Source organism: Allobacillus salarius (genome assembly GCF_007559425.1).
GTDB lineage: Bacteria > Bacillota > Bacilli > Bacillales > Alkalibacillaceae > Allobacillus > Allobacillus salarius.
The window spans coordinates 1-16,501 of sequence record NZ_VMHE01000016.1 but is presented as its reverse complement, the minus strand read 5'-3'; the positions used below and the strand labels follow the sequence as shown (position 1 = coordinate 16,501).

The following is a 16,501-nucleotide window of genomic DNA, read 5'->3' as shown; positions in this document are numbered from 1 at the left end:
TCTTAAAAAAGCCGATACTTGATCATCGTTTAACCATTTCATCATCAAACGGAGATCCTCAATCCTCATTTTTCGAATCTTTATATGCCTATGCTTCACTAGCATTTATTTTCTCCCACTCATCCTTCAGCAACCTGTAAACGACATGATCGACATACTTTCCATACAACCATTCACCCGCGCAGATTTTTCCTTCTTCATGAAATCTATGACGATCCGGAATCGAACGGCTTTTTATAATCCATTAAGGCTAAGTAATTTTGCAATATTTAATTATTTTTAATCAAGAAACGGACCATTTTTTGGAATGATTTTCTCGAAAGGCAAGAGTAATGTCCAACGGTTTGAAAAATATGTTGCTTTTATAACAATAATAGTGTATATTGCATAGTGTACGATATACAGTGTGTGATGTATAGTATGAAATGAGGTGGGTGTATGGATGATTTGAAGAATTCTTTAGCGACAGAGCTTAGGAGAGGAACGTTGACATTAGCAGTTCTAAGTCAATTGGGAACTCCTCAGTATGGATATTCACTTGTTCAGTTATTGGAGAAATCAGGAATCGATATTGATCAGAGCACCTTATATCCATTGCTTCGTCGTTTAGAGAAACGGGAGTTAGTTACGAGTAGCTGGGATAAATCTGAAAATAGACCACGAAAATATTATGTTTTAAGTGAATATGGACACGAAATTTACTTGCAGTTAAAAGAAGAATGGATTGAAAACTCCAAGGTGCTTTATAAATTATTAGAAGGAGGAGGAAAAAATGAATCTGATTGATGTCTATATACAGGAAGTCACTCGCAGGTTACCTGAAAAAAACCGTGCTGACATTGGTCTTGAATTAAGGTCTACAATTGAGGATACGCTACCTGATGATTATGACGAAGAAGATGTAAATACTGTTCTTCAAGAATTGGGGAATCCAGCAGCATTAGCCAGCGAGTATCGAGACCAGCCAATGCATTTGATTGGTCCACGTTATTTTGATATTTATGTATCGTTGCTGAAAATGATTGTACCGATTGCTGCCGTTGTCGCACTAATTTCTATGATAGCGAAGTACTTTGGTGCTTTCGGTGAGGAGGAGGCTATCTTAAATGCTGTACTCCATATCATAGGTGAAGGAATATGGGTTGTTATTCAAGTTGGTATCCAAGTTTTTTTCTGGTTAACGCTTGTGTTTGCCATTTTAGAACGAACGGATAAAGGCAAATATGGGGAACCCTTAGCAACAAATTTCAAAAAATGGACTCCCAATGATTTAAAAAACGTCGCTTATATTTCAGGTGAAAATTCGATTACGAAGCTAAGGGTATTTGGATCTTTGATGTGGACAACAGTTTGGGCAACGTTATATTTTTATGCCAATCAATTGATAGGTGTATATGAAGGTAGTGAAGTTGGACTTGAATTTGTGATGCCAGCCTTAACTCAGGGAGTCTTAATGAGCTATTGGCCATTGGTTCTCGTAGTCATCCTACTTGAAGTAAGTTCTTCTATTTATAAACTAATTATAGGGAAATGGACAACAAAAATAGCAATCTTTAATACGGTAATTGAACTTATTTCAACTAGTCTGTTTATTGTGATTTTAAGCAACCCGAATCTATTTCAACCCGAATTTCTTTCGTATATGAGTGATCTGTTTAATATTTCATCTTCACAATTTAAATTTTGGTTAGTTGGGGGTGCAATAATCATCCTTGTTTTATCAGCAACAATCAGCATATTTGACGGTTTTCGTAGAGCTTTAAATCGTTAACCTTATATTTATGAAAGAGGCTTAGGAGCTAAGAAAGCAAAGATACTAAACCTTCTCTTGCTGTCATTGGTACTGGTCTAACGTCTACTATTCAGGAATCGGGCGCAATTCCTTAATAAAAAGAAGCGCCAGTATTGGTATAAGGGCCAGATTGTAGTATAAAAATTTTTAGGGTGATGTAGTTGTTTGTAAAAGGAATTAATCATTTAACGTTCTCTGTTTCTGATTTAGATAGATCCATTAAATTTTATCAAAGTGTATTTGATGCTAAATTGTTGGTTAAAGGAAGAGACACAGTCTACTTTGACTTGAATGGAATTTGGTTGGCACTAAATTTAGAACAGGATATTCCTCGTAGTGAAATAAGCCAATCATATACCCACATAGCCTTTACAATCGAGGATGCTGATTTTCATTATGCTTATGATAAGTTGGAAAAACTAGGAGTAAATATTTTAACTGGGCGTTCTAGGGATGAAAGAGATAAAAAATCTATTTATTTTACTGATCCCGATGGGCATAAATTTGAATTTCATACTGGTACATTACAGGATAGGTTATATTATTATAAACAGGATAAACCACATATGGAATTTTTCAATTAATACTGCAATACCAGTTAATGCTAAAAAGCTTATTAAGAACATGTTACGATAAAAAAGTTAACATACTAAATAAACCTTTTGATTTAAAGGAAAAAACAAAAGGATTTAAAACGATTTACACTCGGTCTACAAAAGTTTCTTTTAACAGCACAAATAAATATATTGTTTAAAACAATCGGGTGCGTTTCTTTAATAAGGAATTGCGCCAATATCGCATATAAAGACCAGAGCTTAATAAAAAGACCGCATCGTTTTTGCTCAGTGTTAAAGTAAAAACGATGCGGTTAATTGCTGTCTGGGATCCATTCCATTAACAGCAAGTGATCTTCAAGATCTTTTATTTTACGAAATCCGCTTTTCTCATAGGCTCGAATGGCCCGTCGGTTTGCTGAATTCACTTCCAACAACACCTTTGTGGCACCTTCGCGACTTAATTCGCTCAATACCATTCGAATCATCTGCGTCCCAATCCCTTTACCCCACAACGTTGGTTCGCCAATAAATTGATCGATTCCATAAAGCTTGCCGTTGTTCAGGAAGATGCCGTATTCATCTAGCTTATTTGGTTGGATCTCATAATATTGGATATAACCAATTGGCTGGTCGTCGTGTTCAATTATACAAGGTGTCACATAATGATTGCCTTCAATCCGTGGTCGGTATTTTTTCACTATACGATTCCAATCAGAAGGTGGCTCTTCATAAAAAGCCAATACTTGATCATCGTTTAACCATTTCATCATCAAACGGAGATCCTCATCCTTCATTTTCCGAATAGTAATATTTTTATGCCTCACTAGCATTCATTTTCTCCCATTCTTCCTTCAGCAACCCGTAAACGACATGGTCGACATACTTTCCATATAACAACTCACCCGCACGGATTTTTCCTTCTTCCTGGAATCCGAGACGTTCCGGAATTGACCGGCTTTTTTTATTTTCCACCGCCGCTCGAATATCAACTTTATGTAGGTTCAGCTGCTCAAACGCATAATCAACCAACGCTTGTGTTGCGCGTGTCATAATGCCTTTTCCTTGAAAGCCTTCCCCAAGCCAATAACCGATATAAGCGATTTTATTTTGCCAATCCACCTCATTGTAACCAACAATGCCTGCCGCTTCTCCGTTGTAGAGTATAACGGTGTTCAGCCCTTTGCTTTCCGCATACATTTTCTTCGAAGCTTTAATAAAATTCCGCGTGTCACCAATTTCAGTCGTCATATCAATCCATGGAAGCCATTCTCTTAAGTAGTCCCGACTTTGATCTGTCAACTTGAAGACCGTTTCAGCATCGCCTTCATCAATTAATTTCAATGATATTTCCTCATCCACTTCATATGTAAACATCCATTCCGCCTCCCGACCGTAATTCTTAAAAATATTGAACTTATCATAACAATTTTCACATTCGATGTATAGACCTTTGGGAAGCCGGCGAGAATGAGATTAATAGATTACGAGAAAGGTTGAGGGGAAATGAAGCGATTTATCGTTATTACATTAATTTTATTAATTTCAGTACAACTGTTTTATCCGAAAATAGTAGCTCACGAAGGAAATGAAGAGCGTCAGGTGATTCCAGATGAAGCGATTCGCCTAAGAATATTGGCAAACTCCAACGATGAAAAAGACCAAGAGATCAAGCGAGAAGTCCGCGATGCTGTCAGTGAACAAATTACGGAATGGGTCGAAGAGTTAACGTCTGTTGAAAAAGCTCGCCAGACAATTAAAAACAATATGCCGCAATTGGAAGAGCTCGTCGGAGAAATTGTGACGGAACAATCCTATAAGCTAGACTTCGGGAACGTAGAATTTCCAGATAAAATCTATGACAATTATATTTATCCGGGTGGCACCTATGAAGCTGTCTTGATTACAATCGGAGAAGGAAAAGGCGACAATTGGTGGTGCGTGTTATTCCCACCGTTGTGCTTCGTTGACTTTTCCAATGGCACGACAGTACTCGAGCACGACGGTGAAGAAGAGGAAGAGCCTGAAGTGAAGTTCTTTTTATGGGAATGGATTAAAGGAATCATTTCGTTCTTTGCGTAAAAGTGTCACTCTATTAAAATTCTATAAACAATCATATTTGCCATCTTTGCCTCATATTTTTTAGAAACAAACAAATGAGGTGAAGAAATGGTCAAAATAACAAAAGTCGAACATTGTTCTAAACAGGAAATTGATGAATTTTTTCAAGATGAACGACAAAAACAAGAATATTTAAAAGAAGATTGGGCGAGGGAGCATGGATTTTTCATGGAGTTCGGACAAGAGAAAATCTGTTTCTTCGTAATTGAACCAGTAGAAGGTTCCCATGCATGGTTACGACGTCTATTAATGTTTCGATCAAACACGAAAATGGCTGTTTTCCTGTTGGTGTTTGACTGGATTGCAGAAGAAGCGGAACGACAAGGGTACGAATCATTGATCGTCAGCGTGAATGACCAAGTGCGCGCAGAATTACTCGAACTGATTCAGTTTAAAAAAATCTATGAAACCCCGTTGAATGAAGAACTGCCAGGAGAATGGTATGAGAAAAAATTGCAACCCGTTTCGAAAAGCACATAATTGCAAGATGTCTATTTTCCACGCATAATAAAGGGAAGAAAAACTAAAGGATGAACGAGATGGAAGTGAATCACACCACGAAACAATGGAAAATAGATACGCCTGAAGATCGTCGTTTACATGAAGCGGCCGATTGGCTGAAAGACGGAAAGCTCGTCGCATTCCCGACAGAAACGGTTTACGGACTCGGAGCCGATGCAAGGAACGATCAAGCCGTGAAGAACATTTTCAAAGCAAAAGGACGCCCAGCGGATAATCCGCTTATCGTACATGTTGGAGATGTAGAAGCCGTCAGTGAACTGGTGACGGAGGTACCGGAGCATGCAAAAAAATTAATGGAAACCTTTTGGCCGGGACCGCTCACCATCATTTTACCTGTAGGCAATCAATTAGCTAGCCATGTGACAGCGGGGCTAGACACGGTTGGCATTCGTATACCGGATCATGAAGTCGGCCGGGCGTTACTTAAAGCAGCGAAAATCCCTGTCGCGGCACCGAGCGCCAATCGTTCCGGACGACCAAGCCCGACTTTGGCTGAGCACGTCATCACAGATTTGAACGGTAGAATCGATGGTGTTGTTGACGGAGGGATTACCGGAGTCGGCGTTGAATCGACCGTTATTGATTGTTCAATGGAAACGCCAATGATCTTACGGCCGGGCGGCGTAACCCGTGAACAAATCGAGGACGTCATCGGGCCGGTTGACGTAACCGGAAAGTTAGCAGCTAGCGAGCAACCACGATCGCCCGGCATGAAATATAAACATTATGCACCAGACACAGCAGTTTGGCTCGTGCGTGAAGCGGGGAACATGGCGGTAATTGCTAATCAGTTGAAAGGCCAAGGGAAAAAAGTTGGCTACCTTGTCAGTTTAGAACGCGCACACGAAATGAACTTGGAACAGCCATTTATTTTAGGTTCACGAGAAAACATAGCTGAAATTACCCAGCAGCTCTATCAAAGATTAAGAGAGATTGATGAGCATGATTACGACGTCGTCTTAGCTGAATCTTTTTCGAAAGAAGGAATCGGTGAAGCATTAATGAATCGTTTGGAACGAGCGGCGAGCGAGATCAAGTAGCTCCGAGGCACATATATTTGGTTGGAGGGCCCATATCTATCCATAGTTGGGCCCATAAATTTTGCCTTTGGTTCCATATGTGAAAGGTTAGGTAGGATATAACCCATTCATGGGAGCATAAATCACACGATTGGCCGTATATTATGTGAAAATCACAGGTCATCAGTGATCAATCTTGCTAAGGCACATATAATCCCAAAAAGGGAGCATATATCATTCGAATGGGCCCATAAATTTTGCCTTTGGTTCCATATGTGAAAGGTTAGGTAGCATATAATCTGTTCAAGGGAACATAAATTCCACCAAAGGGCACATATCCGTTTGCTACCGCTACACCAGCAAAAATCAATGGAAGTCTTTTCAAGGAAAAGGCTACAATTTACCCTAGTATCAGCCATTCAAAATTTCTTCTAAACATCAACAAACATGCATACATTGAAATAGCATGTCCGGTTGATGGGAGATGGAAATGATGATGGCTGTTTTTGATACATTCACACCCTTTGTTCTAATCGCTTTTGCGCTAGGCATGGATGCTTTTTCTGTTAGTCTTTCAATAGGTCTGATGAAGATTCGTCTGAGAATGGTTTTGTTTTTTATTTTAGTCGTTGGTTTGTTGCATATTTTGATGCCTTTAATTGGAATTACTCTCGGTGAAATCATTTCCGATCAACTCGGAGTAATCGCAAACATTATCTCCGGATGGCTACTCATTATGATCGGTGTTCAAATGATTTTGGCGACAGTTTTTGAAAAAGATATGAAAAAATACGTGAATTATTCTGGCTTGGCGGCTCTTGCGCTAACTGTAAGTTTGGATAGTTTTTCGGTTGGATTAAGTATGGGAATGGGTGGAATTTCCCAGTTTGTTGTCGTACTATTGATCGGCTTGATGAGTGTTCTATTGGCGACACTCGGGATGATTTTATCACGTAAAGGAATAAATTTATTCGGTCAGTACTCTGAAGCGATTGGTGGTTTGATTTTATTATGGCTCGGCATTCAAATGGTTATGTAATCATTTATGCTTGGATTTGTTTAACGGATCCGAGCATTTTTTATGCTCATAATTCCAGCAAATAGCTACCGTTTTCAGGACAATGTATGGTATATTTTGAATAGACGTCGACAGGAGGGAACTGGATTGAATCGAGTGTTATTCGTTTGTACAGGGAATACGTGCCGGAGCCCAATGGCCGAGGCAATATTAAAGCATAAACGTCCAGATTTGGAAGTGCAGTCCGCAGGGGTTTTTGCGGGTCACGGACAAGCAGCCAATCCAAAAGCGATCGAGGCGCTACAAGAAAAAGGAATCGACTTTAATCATGCCTCTCAACCGCTTACGAAGGATTTAATCGATTGGACAGATTTAGTTTTAACAATGACAGAAGATCATAAAGTCATGTTGATGAGTGATTACCCAAGCGATCGAGATAAAATTTTCACTTTAATAGAATATGTTCAGCCAGTTCATGAAGAAAATACAAATATCAGTATCTCCGACCCGATTGGGTTATCGATTGATACGTATATCGAAACATTGAATGAGATTGAAAAACACATCGATCGAATGGAATAGACTTTGAAGGAGGACTTCACAATGAAGGTCATCTTAGCATCAGATCATGGCGGAAAAAATTTACGCCAAGAAGTTTCGAATTTACTGGAAGAACTAGGTATCGAATTTGAAGATATCGGATGTGACTGTGAAGGGTCAGTTGATTATCCTGACTACGGCATCCCAGCGGCCGAACGTGTTGCGAAAGGCGAGTTCGACTATGGAATCGTCATTTGCGGAACAGGAATCGGTATGAGCATTTCCGCCAACAAAGTGAAAGGAATCCGTTGTGCATTAGTGCATGATGTATTCAGTGCGAAAGCAACCCGCCAGCACAACAATGCGAACATGCTAGCGATGGGTGAGCGTGTCATTGGACCAGGACTAGCGAATGAAATCGTGAAACACTTCTTGGAAACAGAGTTTGACGGCGGTCGTCACGAAAACCGCGTGAATAAAATTACACAATTTGAAGAACAGTAAAAAGCTGCTGGTCGTCTGAAAAAGGCGTCCAGTTTTTCATTTAATGAGAAGGTTGGTCGGGTTTTTGTTTGAATTCATAAAGTAGTTCAATGACTAAAAGAACTGCAGCGCTACCCGTAGCAATCAGTATAGCTTGGTCGTAGCTCAAACCTACTAACGTGGCAATGAGTCCGAAGACGAGAATTCGGACAAGCGCTAGTAGAATTTGTTGAAATAATTTTATGCTAATAAGAAAGTTAATGATTGTTTCAAAAACGGTTTCAATCGTAAACAAATAAATAAAATAGCAAACTGTCAACACGATTAATTTTGACGACGATACATCGATTGATAACACGATATTTGCAACATTTAATGCACCTAGCAACACGAGCGATAAGCCACCGAAAATGGCAGTGATGAGTAAGGCCAGGAGGGTAGAGACGAAACTGACCAGCCACATACTGGCTTTTTCATCTGTAGCTTCTTTCCGCTCACCTTTGAATACCATAGGAAAAATCAAACTGATGGAAATAATGAAGATAAAGATCAAAAACACTAGTAGCCACATTTTTTACACACGTCCTAAATCGTAAAGAATTCTTTAATTAGTTTATCATAAAAACATAGTCAAATTTTCAACCCAAAATGACTGAAAATTTGTTACACTAGTATATGGATGACTTCGATTCTAGGAGGAATCAAAATGACGACCATCGAAACCGTAAAACAAGACCTTCAAACAATGATGGAAGAATGGAAGAATCAAGATTTCATTCGAGATGAAGGACTGTTCTTAATAGGCTGTTCAACGAGCGAAGTTGTCGGCGAACAAATCGGAACAGCAGGTAGTGAGGAAGTTGCCTCAGCAATTTATGAAGCAATGAAGAAATTTCAACAAGAAACAGGTGTCTCCCTAGCCTTTCAGTGCTGTGAGCATTTGAACCGAGCAATTGTGCTGGAGCGAAAAGTGCAAGAGCGCTTACAAATTCCAGAGGTGAATGCTATACCTCAACCACAAGCTGGAGGTTCGATGGCGAGCCATGCTTATCAACAGATGGACGATCCCGTGTTAGTGGAAAATGTCCAAGCTGATTACGGTATGGATATCGGTGACACGTTGATTGGAATGCATTTGAAACCAGTCGTTGTACCACTTCGGCTAAAAACGAAGCAACTCGGCAATGCACACGTCACCCATGCATTCACTCGACCAAAACTGATTGGTGGAGAACGTGCGGTGCATCGAAAATAAGATTTCAGCCAATTGATTGGCGTTCAATAAATAAGGAGGGGTTACATGAGTCACTTAAAAAACAAATTAAAAGAAATCGATCCAGAAATGCTTGAAGCAATTAATAAAGAGAAAGGCCGCCAGCACGATAAAATTGAGCTGATTGCATCAGAAAACTTTGTCTCTGAAGCGGTAATGGAAGCAGCAGGCTCTGTATTGACCAACAAATATGCAGAAGGCTATCCTGGCCGTCGTTATTACGGTGGTTGTGAATATGTCGATATTGCAGAAAACTTAGCACGTGACCGGGCGAAAGAACTGTTCGGTGCAGATCATGCAAACGTTCAACCGCACTCTGGAGCCCAAGCGAATATGGCCGTTTATTTCTCTGTATTAAAACCAGGCGATACCATTCTCGGCATGAACTTGAATCATGGAGGCCACTTGACTCATGGAAGCCCGGTGAATTTCAGTGGAAAACTTTATAATGTTGTTGATTATGGGGTAAATGAAGACGATGAACTTATTAACTACGAGGCGTTACGTGAGCGTGCGCGCGAAGTAAAACCAGCAATGATTGTTGCAGGAGCTTCAGCTTACCCACGCGTCATCGATTTTGAGAAATTCCGCGAAATTGCGGATGAAGTCGGTGCCTACTTACTTGTAGACATGGCGCACATCGCAGGACTCGTTGCAGCTGGATTGCATCCAAACCCAGTTCCGCATGCACATTTCGTGACGACGACGACGCACAAAACGTTACGTGGTCCTCGCGGTGGCATGATTCTTTGTAAAGAAGAATTCGCGAAAAAAATCGATAGTAATGTATTCCCAGGGATGCAAGGTGGTCCATTAATGCATGTAATCGCTGCAAAGGGCGTTGCATTTAAAGAAGCATTGGAACCTGAATTTAAAGAATACGCAGCAGAAATTATCGATAACGCCAAACGACTTGGTGAAGCGCTCGTTAAAGAAGGCGTTCGCCTTGTATCCGGTGGAACGGACAATCATTTACTATTATTAGATTTACGTCCACTCGGCTTAACTGGAAAAGTAGCCGAAAAAGCGTTGGATGATGTCGGTATTACAACGAACAAAAATACGATTCCTTTCGATCCAGAAAGTCCATTTGTGACTAGCGGCATCCGTATCGGAACAGCAGCCGTCACGACAAGAGGCTTCGGAATTGAAGAGATGGATGAAATTGCAGCTATCATGAAACTGACATTGGACAATCTTGGTAACGAGGATAAACTAGAAGAAGCGACACGACGCGTCAAAGCGTTGACAGATCGCTTCCCAATGTATGAATAAAAAAGAAAAGCAGCGGTGATCCCGCTGCTTTTTTAGTTCATTTTGAGGAGCCGTCGAAAAAAGCGATCGAGCCGCCGAAAAACTTTGTGAAGCCGTCGGAAAATCGCGAGCAGCCGTCGAATTCAGCGTTGGACCCGTCGAAAAAACGTGCAAACCCGCCAATAAAACGTTCGAAGGCGCCGATAAAGCTCGAGAACCCGCCAATAAAACGTTCAAAGCCGCCAATAAAGTTCGAGAATCCGCCAATAAAATGCAAAAACTCGCCGATAACAAGCCTAAATCTGCCAAAAAACACAAACACTCACCGAATCCAACGCACCACCAAACCCAAAATATAACCCACATTCATATTTTCGCTACAAAATGCTAAACTAACAGGACAACATGTTTCTTTCAATTTTGTTACAAATCACTCATCCACGCGGTTTCATGGTAGAATAAATAGGGTTTAACAAATACTGAATAGGTGAATAAACTACAATAGAAACATACGTGAAGAGTCAGGAGAGAAATGACAGTGGTAACAATCAATGATGCGTTTATCCGTGATTTATCTGAAATCGTAAAAACGGAGAATATAAAAGTGAATGAGCCGCTCAATGCTCATACGTATACCCAAATGGGTGGAAATGCCGACGTATTCGTTACGGCAAGTCGTTATGAGGAAGTAGAGCAAGTCGTTCGTTTTGCGAATGAACATAATGTTCCGTTTACGTTAATCGGAAATGGTTCGAACATGATCATCAAAGATGGCGGGATTCGTGGTATTGTGTTGAGCTTGAAAAAACTTGACGACATTCAAGTCGACGGTACACGTTTAGTTGCACAAAGTGGAGCGCGTATTATCGATGCTTCTAGAGAAGCCCTTAGCCAATCATTAACAGGTCTTGAATTCGCATGTGGAATTCCTGGAACGGTAGGCGGCGCGTTATTTATGAACGCAGGTGCCTATGGCGGTGAGATTAAAGACGTATTGACAGAAGCTGTCGTCGTCGATCGAGAAGGGAATCTGAAAACACTCGCAGCGGAAGACTTAGATCTAGCGTACCGAACGAGTAATATTCCAGACAATGGTTATATCGTCATGGAAGCTCGCTTTGATTTAAAAGAAGGAAATTACGAAGACATTAAAGCAGTCATGGATGATCTCACATTTAAGCGTGAATCGAAGCAACCGCTTGAGTATCCATCTTGCGGTAGTGTGTTTAAACGACCACCAGGCTACTTTGCTGGAAAATTGATTCAAGACAGTGATCTACAAGGTAAAGGAATCGGTGGGGCAGAAGTGTCTACAAAACACGCTGGCTTTATCATTAATAAAGATCATGCAACGGCGACGGAATACATTGATGTTATTCATATGGTGCAACGTACAGTGAAAGATAAATTCGGCGTCGAACTTGAACGCGAAGTGAAAATCATTGGGGAAGACCCGGAATCGTAATACAACGAGAGAGCTTGGACTAAACGAGTAGTTCGGGCTCTTTCTCTACATAATCCACTAAGACAAGCTATGCATACACAGCAATTAAACAACAACAATTTGTGAGAAATTTCGCATTTCGTTTAATTTGTCGATGCATGTTGAAATATGGTCAATAGTTCGCTACAATTCAATGGATATGTGAAAAAAAGGAGCTGTTCAGATTGGGAAAACTCTATGTTTTTGATCACCCGTTAATCCAGCATAAACTCACTTTCATCAGAGACAAAAATACTGGAACAAAAGCTTTCCGTGAATTGGTTGATGAAGTATCCGCATTAATGATGTTTGAAATCACTCGTGAATTGCCATTAGAAGAAATTGAAATTGAAACCCCCGTCGAAAAAGCGAAATCCAAAGTCCTCTCAGGGAAAAAGTTAGGCATCATTCCCATCCTTCGTGCCGGTTTAGGTATGGTTGATGGAATCGTTGACTTAATTCCAGCTGCTAAAATTGGCCACATCGGTCTCTATCGTGATCCAGAAACATTGAAACCAGTTGAATACTACGTGAAATTACCATCCGATATCCATGAAAGAGAATTAATTGTAACCGACCCAATGCTCGCAACAGGTGGCTCGGCGATTGAAGCAATTGAATCGTTGAAAAAACGTGGCGCATCACATATTCGTTTAGTATGCTTAATTGCAGCACCTGAAGGCGTCGAAGCTGTTCAAGAAGCGCACCCAGATATCGATATTTATATTGCAGGACTTGATGAAAGACTGAATGAAAAAGGCTATATCATTCCAGGCTTAGGCGATGCTGGTGACAGACTTTTTGGTACAAAATAATAGATGGTGCGGCTGATCTCTATTTCAGGGATCGGCTTTTTTTATGATATGTACCTGTGTCATAATAAGATTAATGTACGAATGATGAGTTGGAAGGATGTATGTTATTGTGGGATATTTAATCAGTCTGTTTGTAGCAGGAATGATTGGACTTTCATTAAGATTTATCATCTTAGACAAATTTGAACTTTACCAACTCGCAATCTTGCTGGTGTTTCCGGTGGTTGCGGTGCTCCTTTACTTTTTTCTGCGAAATCAAACGAGAAGAGACCAAGCATTTCAACCGTTCAACAGTGAAGGGAAATGGATGTTCCGGCTAGGAAATGCGATTACGCCAAATTGGAAACCAATTTATGCACATCAACAATGCAAAGGAAATTTCCGCAGAATTTACAGATCTCCTTGGAAAATGTTTATTGCCGATATCATGCGCTCCACCGGTCGTTGGTATTTAAACCTAGAAGCAAAGATGGAGAATGGGGACCATTTCGCTTTCGTCAATCAAGAGGAAAATAAGCTTTGGGGAAATGATCAATGGATTCTTCAAAAAAACGGGGAAGCAATTGGTCGCGTACAAACAGATCTTTCTATGAAAAATGCTAGTAAATTAAAGGGTCTGATTGAAGCAATCATAGAAGGAAAGCAATATAAATTTCAAACATATGGCGTGAGTGATACTGTGGAGGTATATGCCGATGACAGGTTAATCGGTAGGGGTATTAGAGAAAAAGGCTATCAATTCACTTATCAGCCAACAGTCGAAGAAGCAGATCACGTTCACCTCATGTTGACCTTCATCTTAGTTACGTTTTATTTTCATACATAAGAATCGCTCTCATGAATTTCCATTAATTGCACAAACTAAACTCCGAGCGAAACGGAGGTGAGTTGTTGCATAAGAAATTCTGCATGACACTAATCATTGCGCTAATTTTTTTACCCAACATCGTCCAAGCAGACGAAGAGCAAACATGGATCATCGAAATGGAAAATGCGCCAGAAGACTTAGAAGCGATCCTGCAAAAAGATTATCCATTCATTGAAGTTCTTCATATGTATGACACGCTGCTTGAAGCGGTTGCCGTTCAAGGGAAAGAGCGGCACATCGAGCAATTATATGAAGAAACGTTCGTCACAACCATTCACTCGGCACAAACGTATCAAGTGCCTCACGCCCATACAAAAAATTCAGCCTTACCAAAAGCAAACTATCATCCAGAAGACATTGAGCAAACAGGTAAAAACGTAAAAGTCGGTGTCATCGATACAGGTATTGACTATACACATGCTGATTTAGAGGCGAATTACCAAGCGGGATTCGACACGGTCGATTTCGATGAAGACCCGATGGAAACGACGGTTGAACAAGGTGTGCCGACGATGCATGGAACACATGTGGCGGGCATTATTGCAGCAAAAGGAGAGATCACGGGTGTCGCTCCCGATGCTGAAATTTATGCTTATCGCGCACTTGGTCCAGGTGGGACAGGAACGACGGCTGAAATTATCGCAGCACTTGAAGAAGCCGTTGACGATGGGATGGACGTCATCAATTTGTCCCTTGGAAACGAAGTGAACAGTCCCGATAGTCCCATGACAGAAGCGGTCAATCGTGCGGTCGAGTTGGGTGTTCCCGTCGTTGTAGCAAATGGAAATAGCGGCCCTGATTTATGGACGGTCGGTTCACCAGCGACGGCAGAGAAAGCGATGTCTGTGGGAGCCTATGCGCCAGTGCAGCATCAACCATATATCGAACTGGCCAATTCGTATCGAATCGATTTAGCACAAGTTCCTTTGAGTCCTGCTTGGAATTTTTCTAAACGAATGCCATTAGAGACAGTCTCATCTGTTGAGGAATTGGAAAAAAGCATCAACGACCGCGTAATTTTAATCGAAAAAGAAAAGACGTACCTTGAAATGATGGCGGCGATCATGGAAAAAGGAGCATCAGCAGTAATTGTGTACAGTGAGGAAGACCCGAATTCTTGGGAGTTTGTTGAACTGCCAATTCCGGTCGCCTATATTTCAAAGGATGATGCGAAACAGCTACAATCTGCAGGTAATTGGTTTACGACAAAATATGAACAGCTAACGGACAAACTTGCAACGTTTAGTTCACGAGGACCGGTCACATCAAACTGGCAAAGCAAACCAGACATTATTGCACCGGGCGTGAACATTTTGAGTACCGTTCCAGGCGGCTATGCTGAATTGCAAGGGACGAGCATGGCGGCACCTTATATAACAGGTCTGCTTGCGCTATTAATTGAAAAAGATCCAGACGCATCACCAGAAGAGTTAAAAAACCGCTTAATTTCTCATGCCAATCCAATAGACGAACTCAATCAATCTGCCATCGACCAAGGGGCAGGAGTAGCGGATATCGCGAGAAGCGTAGAGAGAAAATACACGATAAAAGATAAAGCGATTCATTTTGGGAAAGTCGATCAAGATGATCAAACCATTCAACGCTCAATTACAATTGAAAATCATGAAGAAGATCCGATGCTCGTTAGATGGGAAATACCGAGAAAGCAACCAGGAATCCAGTGGAAGTTACCATTCACAACAGAGATTGCACCCGGCACCTCGGAAAGCTTTCCAGTTGAATTGCGTGTATCGACTGATCGATTAACGCAAGAACTTTTAGAAGGATACGTTTACGTCAGCGTTGGTGATGAACGCGTATCATTACCCTATACATTGGTGACAGAAGAAGCAGACTACCCACGAATTTCAGGCATCGAACTGGAGCCTATCCCATTTAAAGAAAATAAATACAACTTATCCGTATACTTAGCCGAAGAAGTCGAGCAATTGGAAGTCGCAATTATTTCAGATGATTTTTCTGAAACAAATTCGATTCTTGAAGAAACGAATATTAATGAAGGAAAATTTCAAGCGACCATCCAAATTGACGAAATGAGCGAGTCAAGCCAGTACCTTATCGTCCAAGTCGTCCAGAATGGAAAAACATACAGCTCAGAAGTTCAGTTGAATTCTTAAATTGCAAAAGAAGCTTGAAGAAAGCAGGTCGGAATCAAAATCAAGAGAATGGAAAGGAGCAGGCCGACACTGAAGTTAGACTGCGGAAGATTGGTCGCTGACTGCAGAAGTCGGTCCGCTCACTGCTGAACAGTGGTTGCTAACTACTGAAGGTGGGCGGCTGACTGTTGAGGATTTTCTTCTAACTGCTGAAGATGGCGCTCTGACTGCTGGAGTTCGCCTGTAAACTGCTGAAGATTGTCTGATAACTGTTGAAGTATGACCGTAAACTGCTGAAGTTCGGTCTCTCGGCAAGCGTAAGTCTATAAATTATCGGGCGGCTGCTCACGTTCACGTTTATCGGGCGGCTGCACGCGTTCATCAGGTGAGTTCCACCATTCAATATTTATCGATTTAGGCGAGAAGACTCCATCCTCAGGCGAAGCCAGGGTGGAGATGAATCGCCTTCGGACAAAAGATGACAATAGTCATCTTCCTTGTCCGAAAATGAGGTTATTACTTCCCAAAACACAAGCTGGTGGTGTATAATTAGAACATACGTTTCCTTGTTAGGAGTGAAGTAATCTTGCTGGTAAACAAAGCCTATCGATTTCGAATCTATCCCAATAAACAACAAGAAAT

20 protein-coding genes are annotated in these 16,501 nt (G+C 41.0%); 16 read left to right on the top strand and 4 right to left on the bottom strand.

What is annotated here, in order from left to right:
• Positions 1-438: 438 nt before the first annotated feature.
• The 3 genes from FPQ13_RS09130 to fosM all read left to right on the top strand — a co-directional run bounded on the left by FPQ13_RS09130 (position 439) and on the right by fosM (position 2,376).
• Positions 439-786: a PadR family transcriptional regulator gene (locus FPQ13_RS09130; RefSeq protein ID WP_144089036.1), complete on the top strand. Its 348-nt coding sequence runs from the start codon at positions 439-441 to the stop codon at positions 784-786.
• Positions 773-1,771, top strand: coding sequence for a hypothetical protein (locus FPQ13_RS09125; RefSeq protein ID WP_144089035.1), 999 nt, complete (start codon positions 773-775; stop codon positions 1,769-1,771). Before FPQ13_RS09130 ends, FPQ13_RS09125 begins: the two co-directional genes overlap by 14 nt.
• A 182-nt stretch (positions 1,772-1,953) precedes the next feature.
• The gene (fosM, locus tag FPQ13_RS09120; protein ID WP_144089034.1) at positions 1,954-2,376 is read left to right on the top strand and encodes a FosM family fosfomycin resistance protein; all 423 of its coding nucleotides are present in this window, start codon (positions 1,954-1,956) and stop codon (positions 2,374-2,376) included.
• A 284-nt stretch (positions 2,377-2,660) separates the two neighbouring features.
• On the opposite strand, the gene FPQ13_RS09115 is transcribed toward fosM, so the two are convergent.
• Complete coding sequence (locus FPQ13_RS09115) at positions 2,661-3,179, bottom strand: GNAT family N-acetyltransferase (protein ID WP_144089033.1); 519 nt, start codon at positions 3,177-3,179, stop codon at positions 2,661-2,663.
• The gene (locus FPQ13_RS09110; protein ID WP_144089032.1) at positions 3,163-3,723 is read right to left on the bottom strand and encodes a GNAT family N-acetyltransferase; all 561 of its coding nucleotides are present in this window, start codon (positions 3,721-3,723) and stop codon (positions 3,163-3,165) included. Before FPQ13_RS09110 ends, FPQ13_RS09115 begins: the two co-directional genes overlap by 17 nt.
• Before the next feature lie 129 nt (positions 3,724-3,852).
• On the opposite strand from FPQ13_RS09110, the gene spoIIR reads away from it, so the two are divergent.
• The 6 genes from spoIIR (at position 3,853) to rpiB (ending at position 8,070) form a co-directional block, all read left to right on the top strand.
• The gene (spoIIR, locus tag FPQ13_RS09105) at positions 3,853-4,428 is read left to right on the top strand and encodes a stage II sporulation protein R (RefSeq protein ID WP_144089031.1); all 576 of its coding nucleotides are present in this window, start codon (positions 3,853-3,855) and stop codon (positions 4,426-4,428) included.
• Positions 4,429-4,515: 87 nt separating this feature from the next.
• A complete protein-coding gene (locus FPQ13_RS09100; RefSeq protein ID WP_144089030.1) occupies positions 4,516-4,947 on the top strand; it encodes a hypothetical protein in 432 nt (143 codons plus the stop codon).
• Positions 4,948-5,006: 59 nt separating this feature from the next.
• Positions 5,007-6,029: an L-threonylcarbamoyladenylate synthase gene (locus tag FPQ13_RS09095; RefSeq protein WP_144089029.1), complete on the top strand. Its 1,023-nt coding sequence runs from the start codon at positions 5,007-5,009 to the stop codon at positions 6,027-6,029.
• Positions 6,030-6,501: 472 nt separating this feature from the next.
• Positions 6,502-7,047, top strand: coding sequence for a manganese efflux pump MntP (locus tag FPQ13_RS09090; RefSeq protein ID WP_144089028.1), 546 nt, complete (start codon positions 6,502-6,504; stop codon positions 7,045-7,047).
• Between the two features lie 126 nt (positions 7,048-7,173).
• Entirely contained in the window at positions 7,174-7,608 is a 435-nt protein-coding gene (locus FPQ13_RS09085; protein ID WP_144089027.1) for a low molecular weight protein arginine phosphatase, read from the top strand.
• A 21-nt stretch (positions 7,609-7,629) separates the two neighbouring features.
• Positions 7,630-8,070, top strand: a complete 441-nt coding sequence (rpiB, locus tag FPQ13_RS09080; RefSeq protein ID WP_144089026.1) for a ribose 5-phosphate isomerase B — start codon at positions 7,630-7,632, stop codon at positions 8,068-8,070.
• A gap of 40 nt (positions 8,071-8,110) precedes the next feature.
• On the opposite strand, the gene FPQ13_RS09075 is transcribed toward rpiB, so the two are convergent.
• Positions 8,111-8,620 (bottom strand): hypothetical protein, encoded by a 510-nt coding sequence (locus tag FPQ13_RS09075; RefSeq protein ID WP_144089025.1) that lies wholly within the window; start codon positions 8,618-8,620, stop codon positions 8,111-8,113.
• 144 nt (positions 8,621-8,764) lie between these two features.
• Between FPQ13_RS09075 and FPQ13_RS09070 the strand changes: the two genes are divergently transcribed.
• The gene (locus FPQ13_RS09070; protein ID WP_186279635.1) at positions 8,765-9,304 is read left to right on the top strand and encodes a TIGR01440 family protein; all 540 of its coding nucleotides are present in this window, start codon (positions 8,765-8,767) and stop codon (positions 9,302-9,304) included.
• 45 nt (positions 9,305-9,349) lie between these two features.
• Positions 9,350-10,597, top strand: coding sequence for a serine hydroxymethyltransferase (glyA, locus tag FPQ13_RS09065; protein WP_144089023.1), 1,248 nt, complete (start codon positions 9,350-9,352; stop codon positions 10,595-10,597).
• Positions 10,598-10,634: 37 nt separating this feature from the next.
• Here glyA and FPQ13_RS09060 read toward each other — a convergent pair whose 3' ends face one another.
• The gene (locus FPQ13_RS09060; RefSeq protein ID WP_144089022.1) at positions 10,635-10,892 is read right to left on the bottom strand and encodes a hypothetical protein; all 258 of its coding nucleotides are present in this window, start codon (positions 10,890-10,892) and stop codon (positions 10,635-10,637) included.
• Positions 10,893-11,123: 231 nt separating this feature from the next.
• Between FPQ13_RS09060 and murB the strand changes: the two genes are divergently transcribed.
• The 5 genes from murB to FPQ13_RS13990 all read left to right on the top strand — a co-directional run.
• Entirely contained in the window at positions 11,124-12,041 is a 918-nt protein-coding gene (gene murB / locus FPQ13_RS09055; RefSeq protein ID WP_246065462.1) for a UDP-N-acetylmuramate dehydrogenase, read from the top strand.
• Between the two features lie 203 nt (positions 12,042-12,244).
• Entirely contained in the window at positions 12,245-12,874 is a 630-nt protein-coding gene (gene upp, locus FPQ13_RS09050) for a uracil phosphoribosyltransferase (RefSeq protein WP_144089020.1), read from the top strand.
• A gap of 97 nt (positions 12,875-12,971) precedes the next feature.
• Positions 12,972-13,700, top strand: a complete 729-nt coding sequence (locus FPQ13_RS09045; protein WP_144089019.1) for a tubby C-terminal domain-like protein — start codon at positions 12,972-12,974, stop codon at positions 13,698-13,700.
• 65 nt (positions 13,701-13,765) lie between these two features.
• Positions 13,766-15,880 carry a S8 family serine peptidase gene (locus FPQ13_RS09040; RefSeq protein ID WP_144089018.1) on the top strand — a complete coding sequence of 705 codons (2,115 nt, stop codon included), beginning with the start codon at positions 13,766-13,768 and terminating at the stop codon, positions 15,878-15,880.
• 565 nt (positions 15,881-16,445) lie between these two features.
• Positions 16,446-16,501: helix-turn-helix domain-containing protein (locus FPQ13_RS13990; protein ID WP_419465999.1), on the top strand; the 56-nt coding region annotated here is incomplete at its 3' end.